Origin of the sequence: Pedobacter yulinensis, from assembly GCF_003029735.1 — a bacterium.
GTDB classification, from domain to species: Bacteria; Bacteroidota; Bacteroidia; order Sphingobacteriales; family Sphingobacteriaceae; genus Pedobacter; species Pedobacter yulinensis.
Window position 1 is genome coordinate 1006685 of record NZ_KZ686269.1, and the last position, 15790, is coordinate 1022474.

Consider the following 15790-nt stretch of genomic DNA (forward strand, 5'->3'; position numbering starts at 1 on the left):
GCCATGATCTGAAATTGTTAACTTGTTATAATCTGTTCAATAACGCTGTCGCCAGCACGGCTGCGCCAGAAATCACAGCAACCAGTACAGGAAGTGAGCGGGTGCTGCGGCTATATTCTACTGCCTTGGCTTTGTCAGGTTCCACATAGATAACGTCGTTCTGTCTCAGGTAGAAGTAGGGCGAATTGAGTACGTCCTTTTGGTTCAGGTTGACACGTGTGGTGGTGCGTTGTCCATCGTTCTCCCGGATAATCAATACATTCTCACGTTTGCCATAGGGAGTCATGTCTCCGGCCATACCGAGCGCTTCCAGGATGCTGATCTTCTCGTTCGAGACGGTGAAAGTTGCAGGATGGTTTACCTCGCCGATAACGGTAACGCGGAAATTCATGTACTTGACAGTAACGATCGGGTTTTTGACAAAGCGGTCTACTGCTCTTTCCAGCACCTTTTGCGCTTCACTAATTGAAAGCCCTTCCAGTTTAATGTTCCCAACGACCGGAAACTTAATGTCGCCGTTTTTGTCAACCCTGAAACCTTCCCGCTCGTACATCCCGCTTGCGCTGATCGTAGTGGTATTGGCTGCAAACAGCAGGTTAGACTCTGCACTGGTCGTCGTCACGACGACGCCAAGCAGGTCATTTTTCATAATCTTTGGTTCAACCTCATTTACAATGTGGCTTGCGTTAGCAGATGCAGATTTCAGGTCACTGAAGTAAACCAAATTTCGTCCTGAACCACACGATGTTAAAAATATTAACCAAAATAAACAGTTATAAATAGTCCAACGTTGCATGTCGAGTTTTTGAATTAATAGAAATAAATAGGTCATTAATAATATCAACTAAGGTAAATCAAAAAAGATAAAAGTTATTGGTTTACAGATTGTTGTGAAGCAAACTGTATAACTGGCACAGTTGGTTATACAGCGGCGGGACAGGTTATTACACGGAAGTGAGAAAAAAGTGTGCGCATTTATACATATGCTGGCACAGTATCTGAAATAGGCCATTGTTTTTCAGCTGGCTGGGTGGATTTACAAGGCCGTTTTACACAGTTCGGAGCAGTGCAGGTCATTTTGGTTCCAGGCACAGGCCGACACTGCCGGCGGTTCACGTTGGCCAATGTAAGCCTATCAGACAATTGCTGGTCAGGGATATGCCAGCTTGTTGCGAGCGGTTAGAAATCATTCAAATATGCGGATACATCAAAACCCCGTACATTTACCTCCTTATTAGACGCCGAATCAAACCGTGAAATTCCAGGAAATTAAACCGCACAGCCACCTGGCACCTTTTATCGATGCTTATTGGGAAATAACCTGTAGTGAAGAGGCGCCATCTGTTTTGAAGGTCATGCCTGATGGTTGTATCGATATCATGATCAACCTCGGCGCAGAATTTCGTGCGGAATACGCGAACCTAACACTCAGGAATGGCAAAGGATATTTGGGCGGCGCCATTAAATATTTCCAGGAAGCGATCACATCGCAGGAAACGCACCTGGCGGGAATTCGCTTTAAACCCGCTGCCTTTTCGCACTTCTACAACTTTTCTTCTCTTCACGAAACAACCGATCACATTCTGGAACTAGCCGCCGATCTCATTCCTGAACCCGGCTCGGTTCTCAAAAATGCCCGCGCTGCTTTCGATGCTTTCTTCCACAAAAAACTACGGCTGCCTGGGCGTTCGCTATTACCTGTTATTCAGACGGTCAGGGAATGCCGTGGCAATATATCAGTCTGTAAATTGGCAGAGCAACATTGTACAACAGTGAAGCAGCTGCAGCGAAGTTTCCAGTACCATGTCGGTTTAAGTCCAAAAGAGTTTACGAACATCGTCCGTTACCGTTCTGCTCAACAACTTATTCAGGCCAGGCATCCGGTCAAAAAGCTTTCAGAAATTGCATTTGAGTGCGGTTACGCTGACCAGGCTCACTTAAGTCGGGAAATCAGAAAATACACCGGTCTAACGCCAACTGCTCTATAGTCGCAACCCGCAGGCGTTGATTTCCATAACCACACAGCCTCCGAATCATACACAGGATCTGCAAACTGATCTGATTGAATTTTGTCGCTTTTATTCAAAGGCCGTCGGCGCAGCGGGAATAACTTTGTCTGGATAAAGCTACGATCGGCTTTATGCCCGTAAGAAAACGAACATGGCAAGGAAAATGCTAATTTTAGGCGCGGCAGTGCTTTCTTTTTTTGGCCTGCTGCACTTCCACGATACATTTTATTCTACCGATCTGCACCCGGCAGATTCGACATTGATTGCCAATATGCAGGTCTCCCATATACGCATGGGCGCCGAAGGTAATGTCTGGAAACTATGGCTTGGTTTCAATGCCATGTTCGGCGCCGGTCTTGCGTTTATTGGCCTGGCCAACTTATATCTATTTATAAGATATACCGGGTACAATGGGTATGCGCGTTTCTTGTTGTTGCTTACGCTATTCACGAACGCGGTCTTTCTTTGGATCGGACTCCGGCTTATGGTTGCGGCCTTTGCAATTTGTATGGGTGCCACCCTCCTGCTATTTGCAACCGGGTTTACAATACTCGAGTTGAGCAGGTACCGGCAACAGGACCAGGGCTCCGGCCCCTTAGCGGTTCGAAAATTACCAAACGTTTAAATTTAAGTGGCAAATGAAAAATCAAAAATTAAACAAGTATGACCGGAACATCGGCAATTTTATCCTGATTACCGGAATTCTGCACGTAATCCTCGGCTTTGTAGAAAACTGGAATCTGGCGACGCAGATTTGGAACTCCGGAATCACCAACACCCTTGTGGGGCATCCCGGTCGGGCAAGCTTTTTCTGGTATGAAATCGCGGGTGCATTTGTCATGCTGTTGGGAAGTGTTGTCCAGCATCATTTAAATCAATGCCGGCAACCTATTCCAAAACGGTATGGCTACTACCTCTTAATTGTGGGACTAATCGGCTGTACGCTGGAACCCGTGTCCGGCTTTTACATTTTCCTGATCATTGCTCTTCCCATCATGTTATCCAAACAGCATCCGGCTCATGAAACCGCTCGGACCGGAAATAACGCTTGAACGATGAATGACTATGAAAAATGAAATTTCTATCAGGCCGGCAACGGCTGCCGACGCAGCAGCGCTCAGTGAGATGATCTGTGCGAATGCGAAGACCACACTGCTGCCACACTACAGCAGGGAGCAATGGCAGATTTTTTTAAACTACTACTCGCCAGAAGCCATGCATGCCAAAATTGAAAAACAACACATTTTTTGCGCCTGGTTCGACGGGAAAATTGTCGGAACCGTTGCACTTGAGAATGCCTTCGTATATGGTTTTTATACACGGCTGGAATACAGGAATATGGGCATAGGCCAATTCATGATGCAGCATCTGGAGCGGTTTGCCATTGCGATCGGCATCAGCAGCATCGAACTGGCCGCTTCACCGGAAGGCCTGTCTTTTTACCTTGCGAACGGATGGGAAAAAGTTAAGGACATCACCATTGAACATGGGGGTGTCGGTTTCCAGGAAACCTTGATGGTCAAACATCTTGAATCACAAAGAAAGCGTTGAAATCAAAGACCTGCGGTTTCTTTCGGAGAGATTTGGAAGGGATGCCTGGGCTACTTTCAATATAACGTGAAAAATGACGCTCGCCATAGCGGTCAAGGATGCCCTCAGTCAGACTCCCGAACAAAAGCAGGAACTGAAGCCTACCTGCCAGCATCTTTGTCATGAAGTGATACTAATGTAATATTTATTTACAAAAGCATAATATATACCGTCGAACCTGCTGCCTCACAGATTGTTAATCTACCAGGATCTACTCCTCAATTGTTTCCTTAAGATAATTATACAATAGACATATGTGGGAAATTATACTGCTTGTTCTGGGCGGGCTTGGTCTTTTCCTTTTCGCCATCAACAACCTGTCAGCTACCCTTAGCGCACTGCTTGGCGATAAGGCAAAAAAATGGCTCGGCTATTTTACCAAAACCATATTCTCAGCCATACTTACCGGAACGGTGATCACGACAATTCTCGATTCATCGTCGGCAGTGATCATTATGACGGTTGTCCTGGTCAACGCGGGCGCCTTAACATTCAGGCAGTCGATGGGTATTGTAATGGGCGCGAACATTGGAACCACGTTTTCAAGCCAGCTGATCGCACTGGACATTGGGCAATACTCGCCCATACCAATTTTCCTCGGGCTGATGTTCAGCCTGTTCTCAAAAAGCGAACAGGTTTCCAGTACCGGTAAAGTGATGCTTTATTTTGGCATCCTGTTCTTTGGTCTCTATACAATGGAACGGGCAGTTGGTCCCCTGAAAGACGACCCGGCTTTTTTAACATGGATGGAAAAACTCGACAGCCCCTTGAGGGGCACCGCTGTCGGCGCTTTGGTTACCCTGGTCATTCAATCCTCATCGGCAACAGTAGGCATGGTGATAACTTTGGCAAAGAAAGGCCTGCTCAACCTGGGCGGCGGTATTGCCGTTATGATTGGTGCAGAACTTGGTACCTGCTCAGACACCCTGCTGGCTACCATCCGTTCTGACAGGCAGGCAGTGAAGACCGGCGTCTTTCACCTGTTTTTCAATATGATCTCTATTGCTCTTGGTCTGCTGATCTTTCCCCTTTTCGTAGGCTTGATAGAACAGGTTTCGGGCAATGCAAGTCTTGAACAGAAAATAGCCAATGCCCATATGGCGTTCAACACCACCGGTGTGCTGCTGTTTATACCGCTAGCGCCGCTCATTGAAAATTTACTGAACCGGCTGCTGCCAGCGACCGGAAAGCAGCGCCAGGCTGCGGCGGCTTAGCCGCCTGTCTGGTACGCAAGTTATTCGGGAGGCTTGCCCATTCTGCATCCGGTTGTCGTGATATGCGGCAGGAAGAAAAATAACAATGAACCGCATTTATGGAATGTTGCGGATTCTGCATCTGAATTTTAAACTAATCCATGAACATCTGCAAATCTGTTGTCTGCCTTACCATGATCTCAGCCCTGGTCTGTTGTAAACCCAACGCTGAAAAAACCTTGTTTTCCAAGCCTGAAGACCTTCACGGGCAATGGAAACTGACCTGCATTCATCGAGGCACCAGCATCATACACAGCGCATTCGGAGAAAAAAAGCCTGTCATAACAATCGATTACAAAAAACGTCAAATACAGGGCTTCTCGGGCTGTAACTACTTTTCGGGGCCCTTTCAGGCCAAAAATAACGGCATTAAAATTGGGCCGCTCGCCGCCACCCAAATAGGCTGTGTGCCGAATGGGGAAAGTATCTTCTTCAGGCAATTGGCGAAAGCCAACCGCTTCGAGGTCAGTAAAGACAGCCTGAAATTTTTAGCAAGCGATACCGTTTTGCTTTCCTTTATAAAAGATCGGTTTAAACAGGTCCGTTATTAGGGGTTTGTAAGGCGCTGTTTTATCGAATGAACTTCTTTCATCCTGGCATAAAATGAAGGCGAGAGCCGGCCGCCGCATCGTTTCTGGTAAATACCTGAAAACGGCTAATATTCAGTCTTCGATCGCTGCTGTTCGTAATCTATCGTCCCGTACCGACCGGCATACAGGTCTTTATAAGCGTCTGCAATTTCTGATAAAGAGTTCATAACGAAAGGCCCCTGAGCGACGATAGGTTCAAGATAGGCCTCGCCGCCAAACAGCAGCAGATCGCAGGGGTCATGCCCCTCATTTTTCAATTCCAGTTCGCCCGCGGCTCTGTCAAATTCGATGAAATCACCGGCGCTGAAATTTTCATCATTTATCAAAGCCGGCAATGCAGGCAAAAAAACCGCAACTTCAATTTTATCCGCAAAGCTTGTTGTAAAGCCGGCACCCGGCTCCAGGTGTACATGGTAGAGAAACTGTTCTGAATAACCCGGTATTGTAGCGTGAATTTCCTCAAACGAGCCCACCATTACCTTGACCCACCCGCTTCCTTCCGGCAGCAGTTTGACAGGAACTTCACTGCCTTCGATCGCCAAGTAGGCAGGCTTCCCGAGTTTGATTTTCGCAGGCAGATTGATCCAGAATTGAAATGCGTGAACGAGCTTTGAATCCGTTTGGGCGTCATGGTTCAGCGTTTCATCATGAATGATACCATTACCCGCATTCATCCATTGCACCCCGCCCGAATGTACTTTGGCATAATTCCCGGCACTATCGAAATGTTCATCCTCTCCGTTCAGGACATAGGTTAGCGTGGCGATACCGCGGTGCGGGTGGGCACCGGTACCCTCCTTGTTAATTTCGGTCTGTATCCGGGGAACGATATGGTCGAGAAACACGAATGGTCCTACCGCGTCGGCGTACCGGTTAGGCAGCATCCGGTATATTTCCAGCTCGCCGATGTCGGCCCTTTGGCCCTGGGTTGAGAAACTGCTTTTCTTTTTCATGATGAATATAGCTATGCTGTTAAGGTTCAGTAAATATTTGGCTGAAGACTAGCGTCCCGCGCCCTGACGGACCAACGGAATAACTTTGCTGCCAATCAGTTCGATAGCGCGCATCAACTGCTGATGTGTCAGTCCTGCCATGTCCATTTGGAATGTGAACACGTCGATACCGCCGAGCGCATCGCTATGCCTTTTCAGCTTTTCGGCCACCGTTTCCGGTCCGCCGACGACCAGGACACCTTTGGATGAAACACCTGCGTCAAACTGGGCTTTGGTAACCGGAGGCCAGCCACGCTCCTGGCCTACTTTCGACCATGATTCTATATACCCGGGATAATAATCTGCGATAGCTGACTCATCAGTATCACCTACATAGCCTGGCGAATGCAATCCGACCTTCAGCTCTTCCGGCTTAAATCCAGCTTCTTTACCCGATGCTCTGTACAGATCAATAAGCGGCCGGAAACGCTCGGTCTCTCCGCCAATGACTGCCACCATAAGGGGAAGCCCCAGCATACCGGCCCGCACAAATGATTGCGCTGTACCTCCCACGCCCACCCATACGGGCAATTTCTTTTGTACTGGCCGGGGATACACCGGCTGGTTATGCAAAGCGGGTCTGAACTTACCCGACCAGGTAACGAATTCTTCGTCCCTGATCTGTAGCAACAGCTTTAATTTCTCTTTAAAAAGGGCATCATAATCATTCAGGTCGAATCCGAACAAGGGGAATGCTTCTGTTGCAGAACCCCGGCCGGCAATGATCTCCGCACGGCCTTTAGAAATAATGTCCAATGTGGCGAATTGCTGAAACACCCGCACCGGATCTGATGTGCTCAACACGGTCACGGCGCTCATCAGCCTGATCCTTTTTGTACGGGCAGCAGCAGCTGCCAGTATGACCGCCGGAACTGAATCCAGAAATTCTTTTTTATGATGTTCTCCAATCCCGAAAACATCCAGGCCAGCCTCGTCTGCTGCTGCAATTCTGTCCAGCAATTGTTCCATGGCATCAATGCTATTCAGCTCATTACTTCCGTACATGGCCGACGCGAAACTGTCTATGCCTATTTCCATCTTTATTTTTGTGTCTTTAAGTTTGTATGTATTCATTTCGGCCTATCCCACTGCGTTGCTATCAGGACAAGGTATTGGGCGGTGGTCCGCCCGCAGGCCTTGACTGGGTTGCGGGCAATGGAATGTATTCAGCGTTGTCTGAAGGGGGTAACAGAATGCGGCCCTGCCTCCAGTCTTCTTTGGCCTGTTCGATCCTTTCCCTGCGGCTCGATACAAAATTCCACCAAATGTAGCGGTCGCCCAGGTGCTCGCCACCCAGCATCATCAGCGTGGTTCGCTCAGCTGCAAGGATCACAGGATCAACGCCAGTGCTGAACACCAGCAGCTGTCCTTCCTGGTATTGCACCCCATTCACCCGGATACTTCCATGCACAATGTATACCCCTCTTTCACTATAGCCTTCAGGCAGACCGAACCGGGCACCTTCTTCCAGTACCACATGCAGGTAAAACAAAGGTGATGTAGTTTTTACACCGCTTTTCAGCCCGAAGGCTTCACCTGCAATCATGCGCAGCCAAACACCGGTATCGGTGAAAACCGGCAACTGTTCGGGTTTATAGTTGTGGAAGGATGGATCGGACTCCTCGTCCCTCTCAGGCAAAGCCACCCAGGTCTGTAACATTTCCAGTTTCCCGCCGGCCCTGATGGCCGGATCTTCAAAACGTTCGCTGTGGGCAATTCCTTTACCGGCGGTCATCCAGTTCACTTCGCCTGGTTTGATGGCCTGCTGAACGCCAAGAGAATCCCTGTGCACGATTTCCCCGCTAAACAAATAACTTACAGTTGATAAACCAATGTGGGGATGCGGCAGCACATCCAGGTTACTGTGTATAGCGGTTGGCATACCGATTGGTCCGCCGTGGTCCATAAAAATAAAGGGCCCCACCATCCGTCGGAGCTGGTAAGGTAAAAGGCGTCTGACGGTAAAACCCGGGATAATCTCCGTTGAGCGCGAAGAAATAACGATGTCCAGCATAATTAAATTTATAGGGATAAAAATAGTATTTGTTGTGAGTTATACATTTGAAGTGCTGCGACAGGAAACCCAGCAACATCTGGAATGTTCTGATGTTACCTTGCCACCCCAGGTTACAAGGCCGGTACCGGCGTATTCAACAACTGTTGTTCCCAGAGGAATGCCACGCCGCTGGCCCCGCCGTGTTCTAAAAGGATATCTGCTAGTCCAGGCCCCGTTTCAGTTCTGGAATGATCACGCTGCCATTCAGAAATTACGGCTATCCAGTTCATAGGGGTAATGCCATGCGCTTCCATACGGCGCACGGCCATGTCATGTGCCTCGACTGAAACCGCCCCGCAGGCATCTGTGACCACGTATACATCGTATCCTTCTCCTGCAGCCTGGATCGCCGGCATGGCCACACAGATCTCCGTATAAAGGCCAGCTATAATCAATTGTTTGCGGCCCGTCTCAGCCACTAAAGTTGTAACATTCGGGTCCTGCCAAGTATTGATGAAGGTACGGTTAACAGGCTTTTGCTCGGGGAATACATCCTGAATCTGTTTAACGAGAAGTCCTCCACGCTCTGCTATAACGGTCGTTAGGACGGTTGGTACGTTGAACAATTTTGCCGCTTTGGCAAGTGCTGCGGCAGCATTGATGACCGCCTGCGGATCATGGCTGTTCAGATTCGTGAACTGGAAAGGTTGGTGATCGATCAGCAATACGATACTGTCCTCCGGACGAAGGAGCGCCTCTAGCCCTGTTTTTACATTTTTTGTCATTGTAGTAGCTGTATATAATGAATTATTAAAAAATTGCGTTGCCTAAAAGGCGGTTTGTTTACCTGCACCATCAAATGTCTTTACCAACCTATGCCCGGCCGCTTGCCGAAAAGGATGCAGGCGGGGTGGATCGCCGAATAAAAGGCCCTGTATGGATCTCATGACAACTTTGTTTACTTCTGATAACACAAATTTCATGATCCTGGAGAAACGGAAAGATGATGTTTGTAATGAAATGCCGTAGATAATTGTCTATGGATTTCCCGCAGACTGTTCAGCGCATGGCGCCTATATCCCGGATCTTACAGGCCATGGCTTGGCCCCGAACGCTGCTGTTGGCAACCACATGCTTTTAGTATTATATTTGTCCGAAGACCGGTAACATTCAATATTTAAAAGATACGAGGCCTATATGCACGACGCTTTTTTTCGGTATTTGACGAAATTTGTCTCAGATCCACTTTCAGACGAGGAAAAGGCCTTAATCAAACGAACATTTGTTCCGCACAGGTTAAGGAAAAGGCAATTTCTTTTACAGGCCGGGGACCATTGCAGGCATTTTGCATTCATCGTGAAAGGTGCCATGCGCATGTATTCAGTAGATGAAAAAGGCGCTGAACACATTGTACGGCTGGGCATTGAAGACTGGTGGATGGGCGACCGCGAAAGTTTTGTGTACGCTACGCCAAGCCCGTACCATATCGAGGCCTGCGAACACTGCGAATTGCTTTTAATTACCAAGGCAAGCGTGGATGAGCTGCAGGAAAAGCTTCCTGCGTACCGCGAAATGAGGCTTAGGCTCGATGAGCGCAATATCATGGCCAACAACCGGCGCCTGACATCTGCAATAAGTTCCCCGGCAGATAAGCGCTACGCAGAATTTGCGGCATGTTATCCGGAGCTTATTGAACGTTTTCCACAGCATATTATCGCATCTTATATAGGTATCAATAAGGACACGCTGAGTCGTGTTAAACGCCAGCACAATCTGAAATGACTGCCTTTTTAAAGATAAGAAAGTAGACTTTTATCGACTTTCTTTTTAGACAAACATCATCTTTCTTTTTAACCGGGTTATAGAGATTTGCGTGTCGCCTGACATCAATCCTTACCTCGGGTCAGGCCGGTAGTTTTTGTGCCGTTCGTCAGAGGTTAGACATCCAGCTTAAAAGAGACATTATGGAGATCCGAAAATACCAGAACGGGGAAATTGCCATCCTCTGGAAACGAGAAGCATGTATTCATGCAGGCCATTGTGTCAGGGCGCTGCCTCAGGTTTACGATCCGAAAGCACGGCCCTGGATACGTTTGGAAAATGCAACCACCCGGGAGCTGATCGACCAGGTCGCCGGTTGCCCCTCAGGTGCTTTGACCATTCAAATTGACGATAATCAAAACGAATTATAGCACGATGGAAAGTACCAGGATAACTTTAACAGGCCATGCACGCGGCGAAGTACAGCTCTTTAGCAATGAGGTAAAAGCCGGAAAAATGGATATAGCGATGACCAACAGCCGGCTGACCGTATTTCATACTGAGGTTGACCCCGAGTTCGAAGGCCAGGGTTTTGCAAAATTGCTATTGGCGCAATTGGTCAGCTATGCCAGAGAGAAACAACTGAAAATCGTAGCGCTGTGCCCCTATGTAAATATGCAATTCAGACGCCATCCCATGCAATATGAGGATATCTGGGAAAAAGACTGGCATCAATGAAGTATCTGCTGGAAACGCCGGTCAGGGGGAAGATAGGCGGCAAGAAGTTTGAAACAGCCATTCAATGGCGGAATGGCGTACTGATCACGGATGAACCTGAAATACTGGGAGGAAAAGATAAGGGGCCTGACCCTTATACGCTTTTGCTGTCATCTCTTGTTTCCTGCACACTGGCTACGCTCCGCATGTACATTGATCTGAAAGGCCTGGACATTCCGGAGATTGAAGTTGAGGCCAACATGCACCAGGGAATCGAGAACCACCGTACAGTCCTGAAAATTGTTCGCAGAATCGTTATCAGGCAGGAAGCAGATCTGGAGCTGCAGGAAAGGTTGGTTCGCGTAGCTGAAAATTGCCCAGTATCCAGGATTTTGAAAGGCGATATTAAGATCGCAACGGAAATGAATTAGAAGACAAACCGAAAGAAAATGATGGGATCATCTGGCACACGAACAGATTTTTTGTTGCTGACATAAAACCTTTAACTTCGGATCATTCATTCTAACGATAAAAATGCACCAAAACCTGTTGCTCATCCTGGGACTTCTTTTTGTAGTGATGCTGCTGGTCATGCTTGCCCAGAAGATCCGTATTGCTTATCCGATCTTTCTGGTGCTGGCCGGGTTAGGAATCGGTTTTATTCCGGGCATACCGCCGCTGGAGTTAGACCCCGAACTCATCTTCCTGGTCTTCCTGCCACCCCTGCTTTATGAAGCAGCATGGTACACGTCCTGGAAAGAATTCAAAAAATGGAGCAAAGGCATTATCATGCTGGCGTTTGGCCTGGTATTCTTCACTTCTTTCGTCGTTGCGCATGCCGCCCACGCTTTCATTCCCGGCTTTACACTGGCCCTGGGCTTCCTGCTGGGAGGTATCATATCCCCTCCAGACGCGGTCGCTGCGACAACCGTACTCAAAGGTCTGAAAGTACCCAACCGGACCATTACGATCCTGGAGGGCGAAAGCCTCGTAAACGACGCCTCGTCGCTGATTGTATTCCGTTTCGCGTTGGCCGCCATCCTGACGGGGGTTTTCTCCATGCAGCAGGCAACCGGGCAGTTCTTCATGGTATCGGGCATGGGGGTGGTTGTCGGCCTGGCCGGGGCGCATGTCATGTACGTGATCCATCGGTTTCTGCCTACCTCTGCCGCCATCGACGCTACGTTGACCGTGATGACGCCTTACATACTTTTCTTGTCGGCAGAACACTTTCATTATTCCGGTGTCATGGCTGTAGTGAGCGGTGGCCTGTTCATGTCTTTCCGCTCGCATGAGATCTTCAGAACAGGTGGTACCCGCGTAAATATGGTCGCTGTCTGGCACACGCTCGTTTTCGTAATGAATACCCTGGTGTTTATACTTATCGGTCTTGAACTGCCGGTTATTGTGCGGGGCATGGGTGATGTATCGCTAATTCAGGCGGTAAAATACGGCGTATTTATCAGTCTGATTGCGATCGCCATCAGGTTACTGTGGGTTTTCGCCACGGCACATATCCCCCGGTTGTTCAGCAAAAAATGGCGCCGGCTTCCCTCAGCGGGTTGGAAAAACCCGCTCATCATTGGCTGGGCGGGGATGCGCGGGGTCGTATCCTTGGCCTCGGCTTTATCGATACCGTTATATATGGGTAATGGCGAACCGTTTCCACATCGCGACCTGATCATTTTTATAACCTTCGTGGTGATCCTTATTACCCTCGTTTTTCAGGGTTTGACCCTTCCGGCGGTGATCAGGTTGATCAAGATTGGGGAATTGGATCCGGTGCTTCCGGAGCACGAGCAGCATGCCGGCATCAGGCTCAGATTAGATACCCTGGCGCTCCGTCACTTGGATACGCGCCACGCCTCTGCATACAGCAATAGCCTGGTGAAAGCATATGCGGAGAAGCTAAGACGGGAGATTGAAGGGCACCGGCAGAACCTGAGCTCTGATGAGGTCTGCAGCAGCCGGGCATCGGAACGCGAAGAATTCCAGCAGATCATGTTCGACATCCATGCCCAGCAACGTAATGAGTTATTTAAAATGAAGAACGAGAAAACCTTCACCGACGAGGCAATACGCAAAGCCGAACATTTACTCGATATCAACGATGTCCGAATATCAGAAAGTACCGTCTAGTCTTCCCGTGAGACAGACAATAAACAAACTGTGAAACGATAAGAATTCAATCAACGAAGTCTGCAGCACTTTGTGGCGGAAAACACCCATCATCACCGGCCAGCTGCCGGCAAGACCGGCCGGGACGAACACTTGCTTTAAGTCGCCTTGCAGTGTCTTAAGTGATTGGTTAAAAACAGCAAAAACCGAGGGCTTGGTTTAAAAGGTTGGCCGGGTGGCAGGATCGCGCTTGTATAACAGGCAATTTACGGCTGCCGCTGCACAAACACGTCAAAACGGCAGCAACGCGCGAGTTGGCTCATCCACATCGTAAGCCTCTTCGGGTCGAGCTGACGAAAGTTTGTTCTGACTCAAAATGACCCTGCGCAGCCGCTCCTGATGTTCGTCACCCCAGAGCCCGATTGATTGAATAAGCGGGATAAGCGTTTTTCCAAACGCGGTCAATTCATATTCCACTTTCGGAGGCATTACCGGGTATATGGTCTTAGTGACCATTTCATGGTCCTGCAATTCTTTCAGTTGTACGTTCAGCACCCTCCTGGTAACGTCGGGAATCTTCCGCTGTAATTCACTGGGTCGCCGGTTACCTTCGTGAATGAACCAAAGGATACGGATTTTCCATTTGCCGTACAGCACTTCACCAACCAGATCAAGTCCGCAATTAAGCGACGGTGTTATCTTTTTCACGTACATTATACAAATATACACTGAACTGATTAAGCGAGCAATACGGATAAGTTTGTCCCTATTTGATTCGTAAGCCCGTAATTGTTTGGTACCGGCGTACTGCTGAGATTTGCATAAAATTAAAGATTTATGGAACAGCAGACCAATTACAGCCATGAACTATCTGGGAAGATAGCCCTCGTAACGGGCGGCACAAAGGGCGCCGGAAAAGCGATCGCCGCTCGCTTAAAAGCCGCAGGCGCTACCGTTGTCATCACGGCAAGAAACATACCCGAACAGGCAGATCCGGACGTGCATTTTATCGCGGCTGACCTGAGCCAGCGCGGCGCAGCAGCTTTGGTTGCCAGCGAAACATTGGAGCGCTACGGCAGATTGGATATTCTCGTCAACAACCTGGGCGCCTCAGAAACACCGGGCGGCGGCTTCGCAGCACTCAGCGATGAGCATTGGGAAAAAACGATCAGTACAAACTTATTCGCACCGGTCAGGTTAGACAGGGCATTCCTGCCCCAGATGCTTGGGCGGGGTAACGGTGTGATCATTCACATTGCTTCTATCCAGGGTCGGCTCCCCTTGTACGATGCAACACTCCCCTATGCCGCCGCTAAAGCCGGACTCATCAACTACAGCAAAGGCTTGGCAAAAGAAGTAACGGCCAAAGGGGTGCGGGTGCTGACGGTTTCCCCGGGCTGGATCAACACCGAAAATGTCAAGCATTTTCTGGAACGGATCGCCAGGAGCTCAAACTGTTCTATTGAGGATGCGCAGAAAAGCGTTATCGCTGCCCTTGGCGGCATACCAGCCGGAAGACCCGCAGAACCCGAAGAGGTTGCTGAACTTGTCGGCTTCCTTGCCTCGCCACGGGCTAACTATCTGAGTGGCTCTGAATTCGTCATTGACGGAGGAACAATTCCAACAATTTGAAAAGCAAGTAAAACAACCATGAAATTACACAAAGTAGTAGAGCGCTTTATTGAAACGCAAAACAACCACGACAGCAACGCTTATGTAGCGTGTTTCACCGATTCTGCCGTCGTTCATGACGAAGGTAAAACCCACAAAGGGAAAACAGAAATCCGCCAATGGATAGAAGATGCCAATGAGAAATACCAAAGTTTCATGGAGCCCCTCAAATATGAGGCGACCGGACCGAAGGGAATACTGACCGCAAAGGTATCTGGTACATTTCCCGGAAGCCCGGCAGTGCTGCAGTTTCATTTGGTACTGGAGGATGACCTGATCGATTCTCTAAAAGTAAGTGGATAACACGCGGGTTACAAGAGACCGCTGATGCAGAACAAGGTGCCCACATGTGTAGGAAACAGTGGCTTTTCGCAAATCCAAGATCCGACAGGATGCGAAAAGAAATAGCCGTTGATTACGGTAGTCGGCATATGGCTAATAACAAAAACCGCTATTCAACATGTGAAGAGCGGTTTTTGTGGTTTCATCGTGGTGGCAGGATTGCGCTCGTTCCTGAAGGCAGCTGACACTTGAGGCAGATACCTCTTGCCTCGGCTGGCACCGATACATTCAGCCCGTGAATACTCCGATTTTTGTCGAAACCTGCGGTTTCCTGGCTTTTCGTCGAACCTGCGGTTTCTCTCAAGGGGGATTTGGTCGGGGTGGCAGGATTGCGCTTCTCTACTAATCTTCCTCGCTCGGCAAGCGTAGACCTGTTCCGCTTTCGGCCACGCCATTCAGGCGCGAATGCTGTGCTTTTATGCGAAGCCTCCGGTTTCTCTTCATGCTTTCACCGAAACCTGCGGTTTCTCTCAAGGGGGATTTGGTCGGGGTGGCAGGATTGCGCTCGTTCCTCGCGCGATCCTGGAGGGGGGTAGACAAACGAAACAGAAGCCGAAAAACCTGAGGTTTTTCTGGGCTTTGCTGTTCCCGCCCCTCCCTGAAGCCTGCGGCTTCGGTCGGGCCGGAAACAGCAAAGCCCCCGCTACGCGGAGGCTTCTGTTTCGTTTGTCGGGGTGGCAGGATTCGAACCTACGACCTCCACATCCCAAATGTGGCGCGATACCGGGCTACGCTACACCCCGAAAACTGA

Annotated in this window: 19 protein-coding genes and 1 tRNA gene; 13 read left to right on the forward strand and 7 right to left on the reverse strand. The window is 49.1% G+C overall.

Annotation, left to right across the window (positions count from 1 at the left end; genetic code table 11):
- Positions 1-25: 25 nt before the first annotated feature.
- A complete protein-coding gene (locus C7T94_RS11800) occupies positions 26-649 on the reverse strand; it encodes a polysaccharide biosynthesis/export family protein (RefSeq protein ID WP_239495001.1) in 624 nt (207 codons plus the stop codon).
- A 604-nt stretch (positions 650-1253) separates the two neighbouring features.
- On the opposite strand from C7T94_RS11800, the gene C7T94_RS11805 reads away from it, so the two are divergent.
- From C7T94_RS11805 to C7T94_RS11835, 6 genes are all read left to right on the forward strand, one after another.
- Positions 1254-1988, forward strand: coding sequence for a helix-turn-helix transcriptional regulator (locus C7T94_RS11805; protein ID WP_107215524.1), 735 nt, complete (start codon positions 1254-1256; stop codon positions 1986-1988).
- Between the two features lie 172 nt (positions 1989-2160).
- Complete coding sequence (locus tag C7T94_RS11810; protein WP_107215525.1) at positions 2161-2634, forward strand: LIC_13387 family protein; 474 nt, start codon at positions 2161-2163, stop codon at positions 2632-2634.
- Between the two features lie 13 nt (positions 2635-2647).
- Complete coding sequence (locus C7T94_RS11815) at positions 2648-3061, forward strand: DUF6463 family protein (RefSeq protein WP_107215526.1); 414 nt, start codon at positions 2648-2650, stop codon at positions 3059-3061.
- 13 nt (positions 3062-3074) lie between these two features.
- Complete coding sequence (locus C7T94_RS11820) at positions 3075-3560, forward strand: GNAT family N-acetyltransferase (RefSeq protein ID WP_162618665.1); 486 nt, start codon at positions 3075-3077, stop codon at positions 3558-3560.
- 293 nt (positions 3561-3853) lie between these two features.
- A complete protein-coding gene (locus C7T94_RS11830; protein WP_107215529.1) occupies positions 3854-4813 on the forward strand; it encodes a Na/Pi cotransporter family protein in 960 nt (319 codons plus the stop codon).
- A 140-nt stretch (positions 4814-4953) separates the two neighbouring features.
- Positions 4954-5403: an META domain-containing protein gene (locus tag C7T94_RS11835; RefSeq protein WP_107215530.1), complete on the forward strand. Its 450-nt coding sequence runs from the start codon at positions 4954-4956 to the stop codon at positions 5401-5403.
- Between the two features lie 104 nt (positions 5404-5507).
- On the opposite strand, the gene C7T94_RS11840 is transcribed toward C7T94_RS11835, so the two are convergent.
- From C7T94_RS11840 to C7T94_RS11855, 4 genes are all read right to left on the reverse strand, one after another.
- A complete protein-coding gene (locus C7T94_RS11840; RefSeq protein WP_107215531.1) occupies positions 5508-6395 on the reverse strand; it encodes a pirin family protein in 888 nt (295 codons plus the stop codon).
- A 48-nt stretch (positions 6396-6443) separates the two neighbouring features.
- Positions 6444-7508, reverse strand: a complete 1065-nt coding sequence (locus C7T94_RS11845; protein WP_239495002.1) for an LLM class flavin-dependent oxidoreductase — start codon at positions 7506-7508, stop codon at positions 6444-6446.
- Between the two features lie 25 nt (positions 7509-7533).
- A complete protein-coding gene (locus C7T94_RS11850) occupies positions 7534-8448 on the reverse strand; it encodes a pirin family protein (RefSeq protein WP_107215532.1) in 915 nt (304 codons plus the stop codon).
- A 113-nt stretch (positions 8449-8561) separates the two neighbouring features.
- A complete protein-coding gene (locus C7T94_RS11855; protein WP_107215533.1) occupies positions 8562-9215 on the reverse strand; it encodes an isochorismatase family protein in 654 nt (217 codons plus the stop codon).
- Between the two features lie 412 nt (positions 9216-9627).
- Between C7T94_RS11855 and C7T94_RS11860 the strand changes: the two genes are divergently transcribed.
- The 5 genes from C7T94_RS11860 (at position 9628) to C7T94_RS11880 (ending at position 13047) form a co-directional block, all read left to right on the forward strand.
- Positions 9628-10212, forward strand: coding sequence for a Crp/Fnr family transcriptional regulator (locus C7T94_RS11860; RefSeq protein WP_107215534.1), 585 nt, complete (start codon positions 9628-9630; stop codon positions 10210-10212).
- A 182-nt stretch (positions 10213-10394) separates the two neighbouring features.
- Complete coding sequence (locus C7T94_RS11865) at positions 10395-10622, forward strand: (4Fe-4S)-binding protein (protein WP_107215535.1); 228 nt, start codon at positions 10395-10397, stop codon at positions 10620-10622.
- 4 nt (positions 10623-10626) lie between these two features.
- A complete protein-coding gene (locus C7T94_RS11870; RefSeq protein ID WP_107215536.1) occupies positions 10627-10929 on the forward strand; it encodes a GNAT family N-acetyltransferase in 303 nt (100 codons plus the stop codon).
- The gene (locus tag C7T94_RS11875; protein ID WP_107215537.1) at positions 10926-11339 is read left to right on the forward strand and encodes an OsmC family protein; all 414 of its coding nucleotides are present in this window, start codon (positions 10926-10928) and stop codon (positions 11337-11339) included. Before C7T94_RS11870 ends, C7T94_RS11875 begins: the two co-directional genes overlap by 4 nt.
- Positions 11340-11442: 103 nt before the next feature.
- On the forward strand, positions 11443-13047 hold the full coding sequence (locus C7T94_RS11880; RefSeq protein WP_107215538.1) for a Na+/H+ antiporter: 1605 nt from the start codon (positions 11443-11445) through the stop codon (positions 13045-13047).
- Between the two features lie 270 nt (positions 13048-13317).
- Here C7T94_RS11880 and C7T94_RS11885 read toward each other — a convergent pair whose 3' ends face one another.
- Positions 13318-13740 (reverse strand): winged helix-turn-helix transcriptional regulator, encoded by a 423-nt coding sequence (locus C7T94_RS11885; RefSeq protein ID WP_107215539.1) that lies wholly within the window; start codon positions 13738-13740, stop codon positions 13318-13320.
- 123 nt (positions 13741-13863) lie between these two features.
- Here C7T94_RS11885 and C7T94_RS11890 point away from each other — a divergent pair, with 123 nt between their 5' ends.
- Positions 13864-14658 (forward strand): SDR family oxidoreductase, encoded by a 795-nt coding sequence (locus C7T94_RS11890; protein ID WP_107215540.1) that lies wholly within the window; start codon positions 13864-13866, stop codon positions 14656-14658.
- 18 nt (positions 14659-14676) lie between these two features.
- Entirely contained in the window at positions 14677-15000 is a 324-nt protein-coding gene (locus C7T94_RS11895) for a nuclear transport factor 2 family protein (protein WP_107215541.1), read from the forward strand.
- A gap of 708 nt (positions 15001-15708) precedes the next feature.
- Here C7T94_RS11895 and C7T94_RS11900 read toward each other — a convergent pair.
- Positions 15709-15782: transfer RNA gene (locus C7T94_RS11900), tRNA-Pro, on the reverse strand.
- Positions 15783-15790 lie beyond the last annotated feature (8 nt).

Coding starts and splice junctions, on each gene's coding strand:
- C7T94_RS11800 (WP_239495001.1), bottom strand. CDS start 649: ATGAAAAATGACCTGCTTGGCGTCGTCGTGACGACGACCAGTGCAGAG.
- C7T94_RS11810 (WP_107215525.1), top strand. CDS start 2,161: ATGGCAAGGAAAATGCTAATTTTAGGCGCGGCAGTGCTTTCTTTTTTT.
- C7T94_RS11815 (WP_107215526.1), top strand. CDS start 2,648: ATGAAAAATCAAAAATTAAACAAGTATGACCGGAACATCGGCAATTTT.
- C7T94_RS11820 (WP_162618665.1), top strand. CDS start 3,075: ATGAAAAATGAAATTTCTATCAGGCCGGCAACGGCTGCCGACGCAGCA.
- C7T94_RS11830 (WP_107215529.1), top strand. CDS start 3,854: ATGTGGGAAATTATACTGCTTGTTCTGGGCGGGCTTGGTCTTTTCCTT.
- C7T94_RS11835 (WP_107215530.1), top strand. CDS start 4,954: ATGAACATCTGCAAATCTGTTGTCTGCCTTACCATGATCTCAGCCCTG.
- C7T94_RS11840 (WP_107215531.1), bottom strand. CDS start 6,395: ATGAAAAAGAAAAGCAGTTTCTCAACCCAGGGCCAAAGGGCCGACATC.
- C7T94_RS11845 (WP_239495002.1), bottom strand. CDS start 7,508: ATGAATACATACAAACTTAAAGACACAAAAATAAAGATGGAAATAGGC.
- C7T94_RS11850 (WP_107215532.1), bottom strand. CDS start 8,448: ATGCTGGACATCGTTATTTCTTCGCGCTCAACGGAGATTATCCCGGGT.
- C7T94_RS11855 (WP_107215533.1), bottom strand. CDS start 9,215: ATGACAAAAAATGTAAAAACAGGGCTAGAGGCGCTCCTTCGTCCGGAG.
- C7T94_RS11860 (WP_107215534.1), top strand. CDS start 9,628: ATGCACGACGCTTTTTTTCGGTATTTGACGAAATTTGTCTCAGATCCA.
- C7T94_RS11865 (WP_107215535.1), top strand. CDS start 10,395: ATGGAGATCCGAAAATACCAGAACGGGGAAATTGCCATCCTCTGGAAA.
- C7T94_RS11870 (WP_107215536.1), top strand. CDS start 10,627: ATGGAAAGTACCAGGATAACTTTAACAGGCCATGCACGCGGCGAAGTA.
- C7T94_RS11875 (WP_107215537.1), top strand. CDS start 10,926: ATGAAGTATCTGCTGGAAACGCCGGTCAGGGGGAAGATAGGCGGCAAG.
- C7T94_RS11880 (WP_107215538.1), top strand. CDS start 11,443: ATGCACCAAAACCTGTTGCTCATCCTGGGACTTCTTTTTGTAGTGATG.
- C7T94_RS11885 (WP_107215539.1), bottom strand. CDS start 13,740: ATGTACGTGAAAAAGATAACACCGTCGCTTAATTGCGGACTTGATCTG.
- C7T94_RS11890 (WP_107215540.1), top strand. CDS start 13,864: ATGGAACAGCAGACCAATTACAGCCATGAACTATCTGGGAAGATAGCC.
- C7T94_RS11895 (WP_107215541.1), top strand. CDS start 14,677: ATGAAATTACACAAAGTAGTAGAGCGCTTTATTGAAACGCAAAACAAC.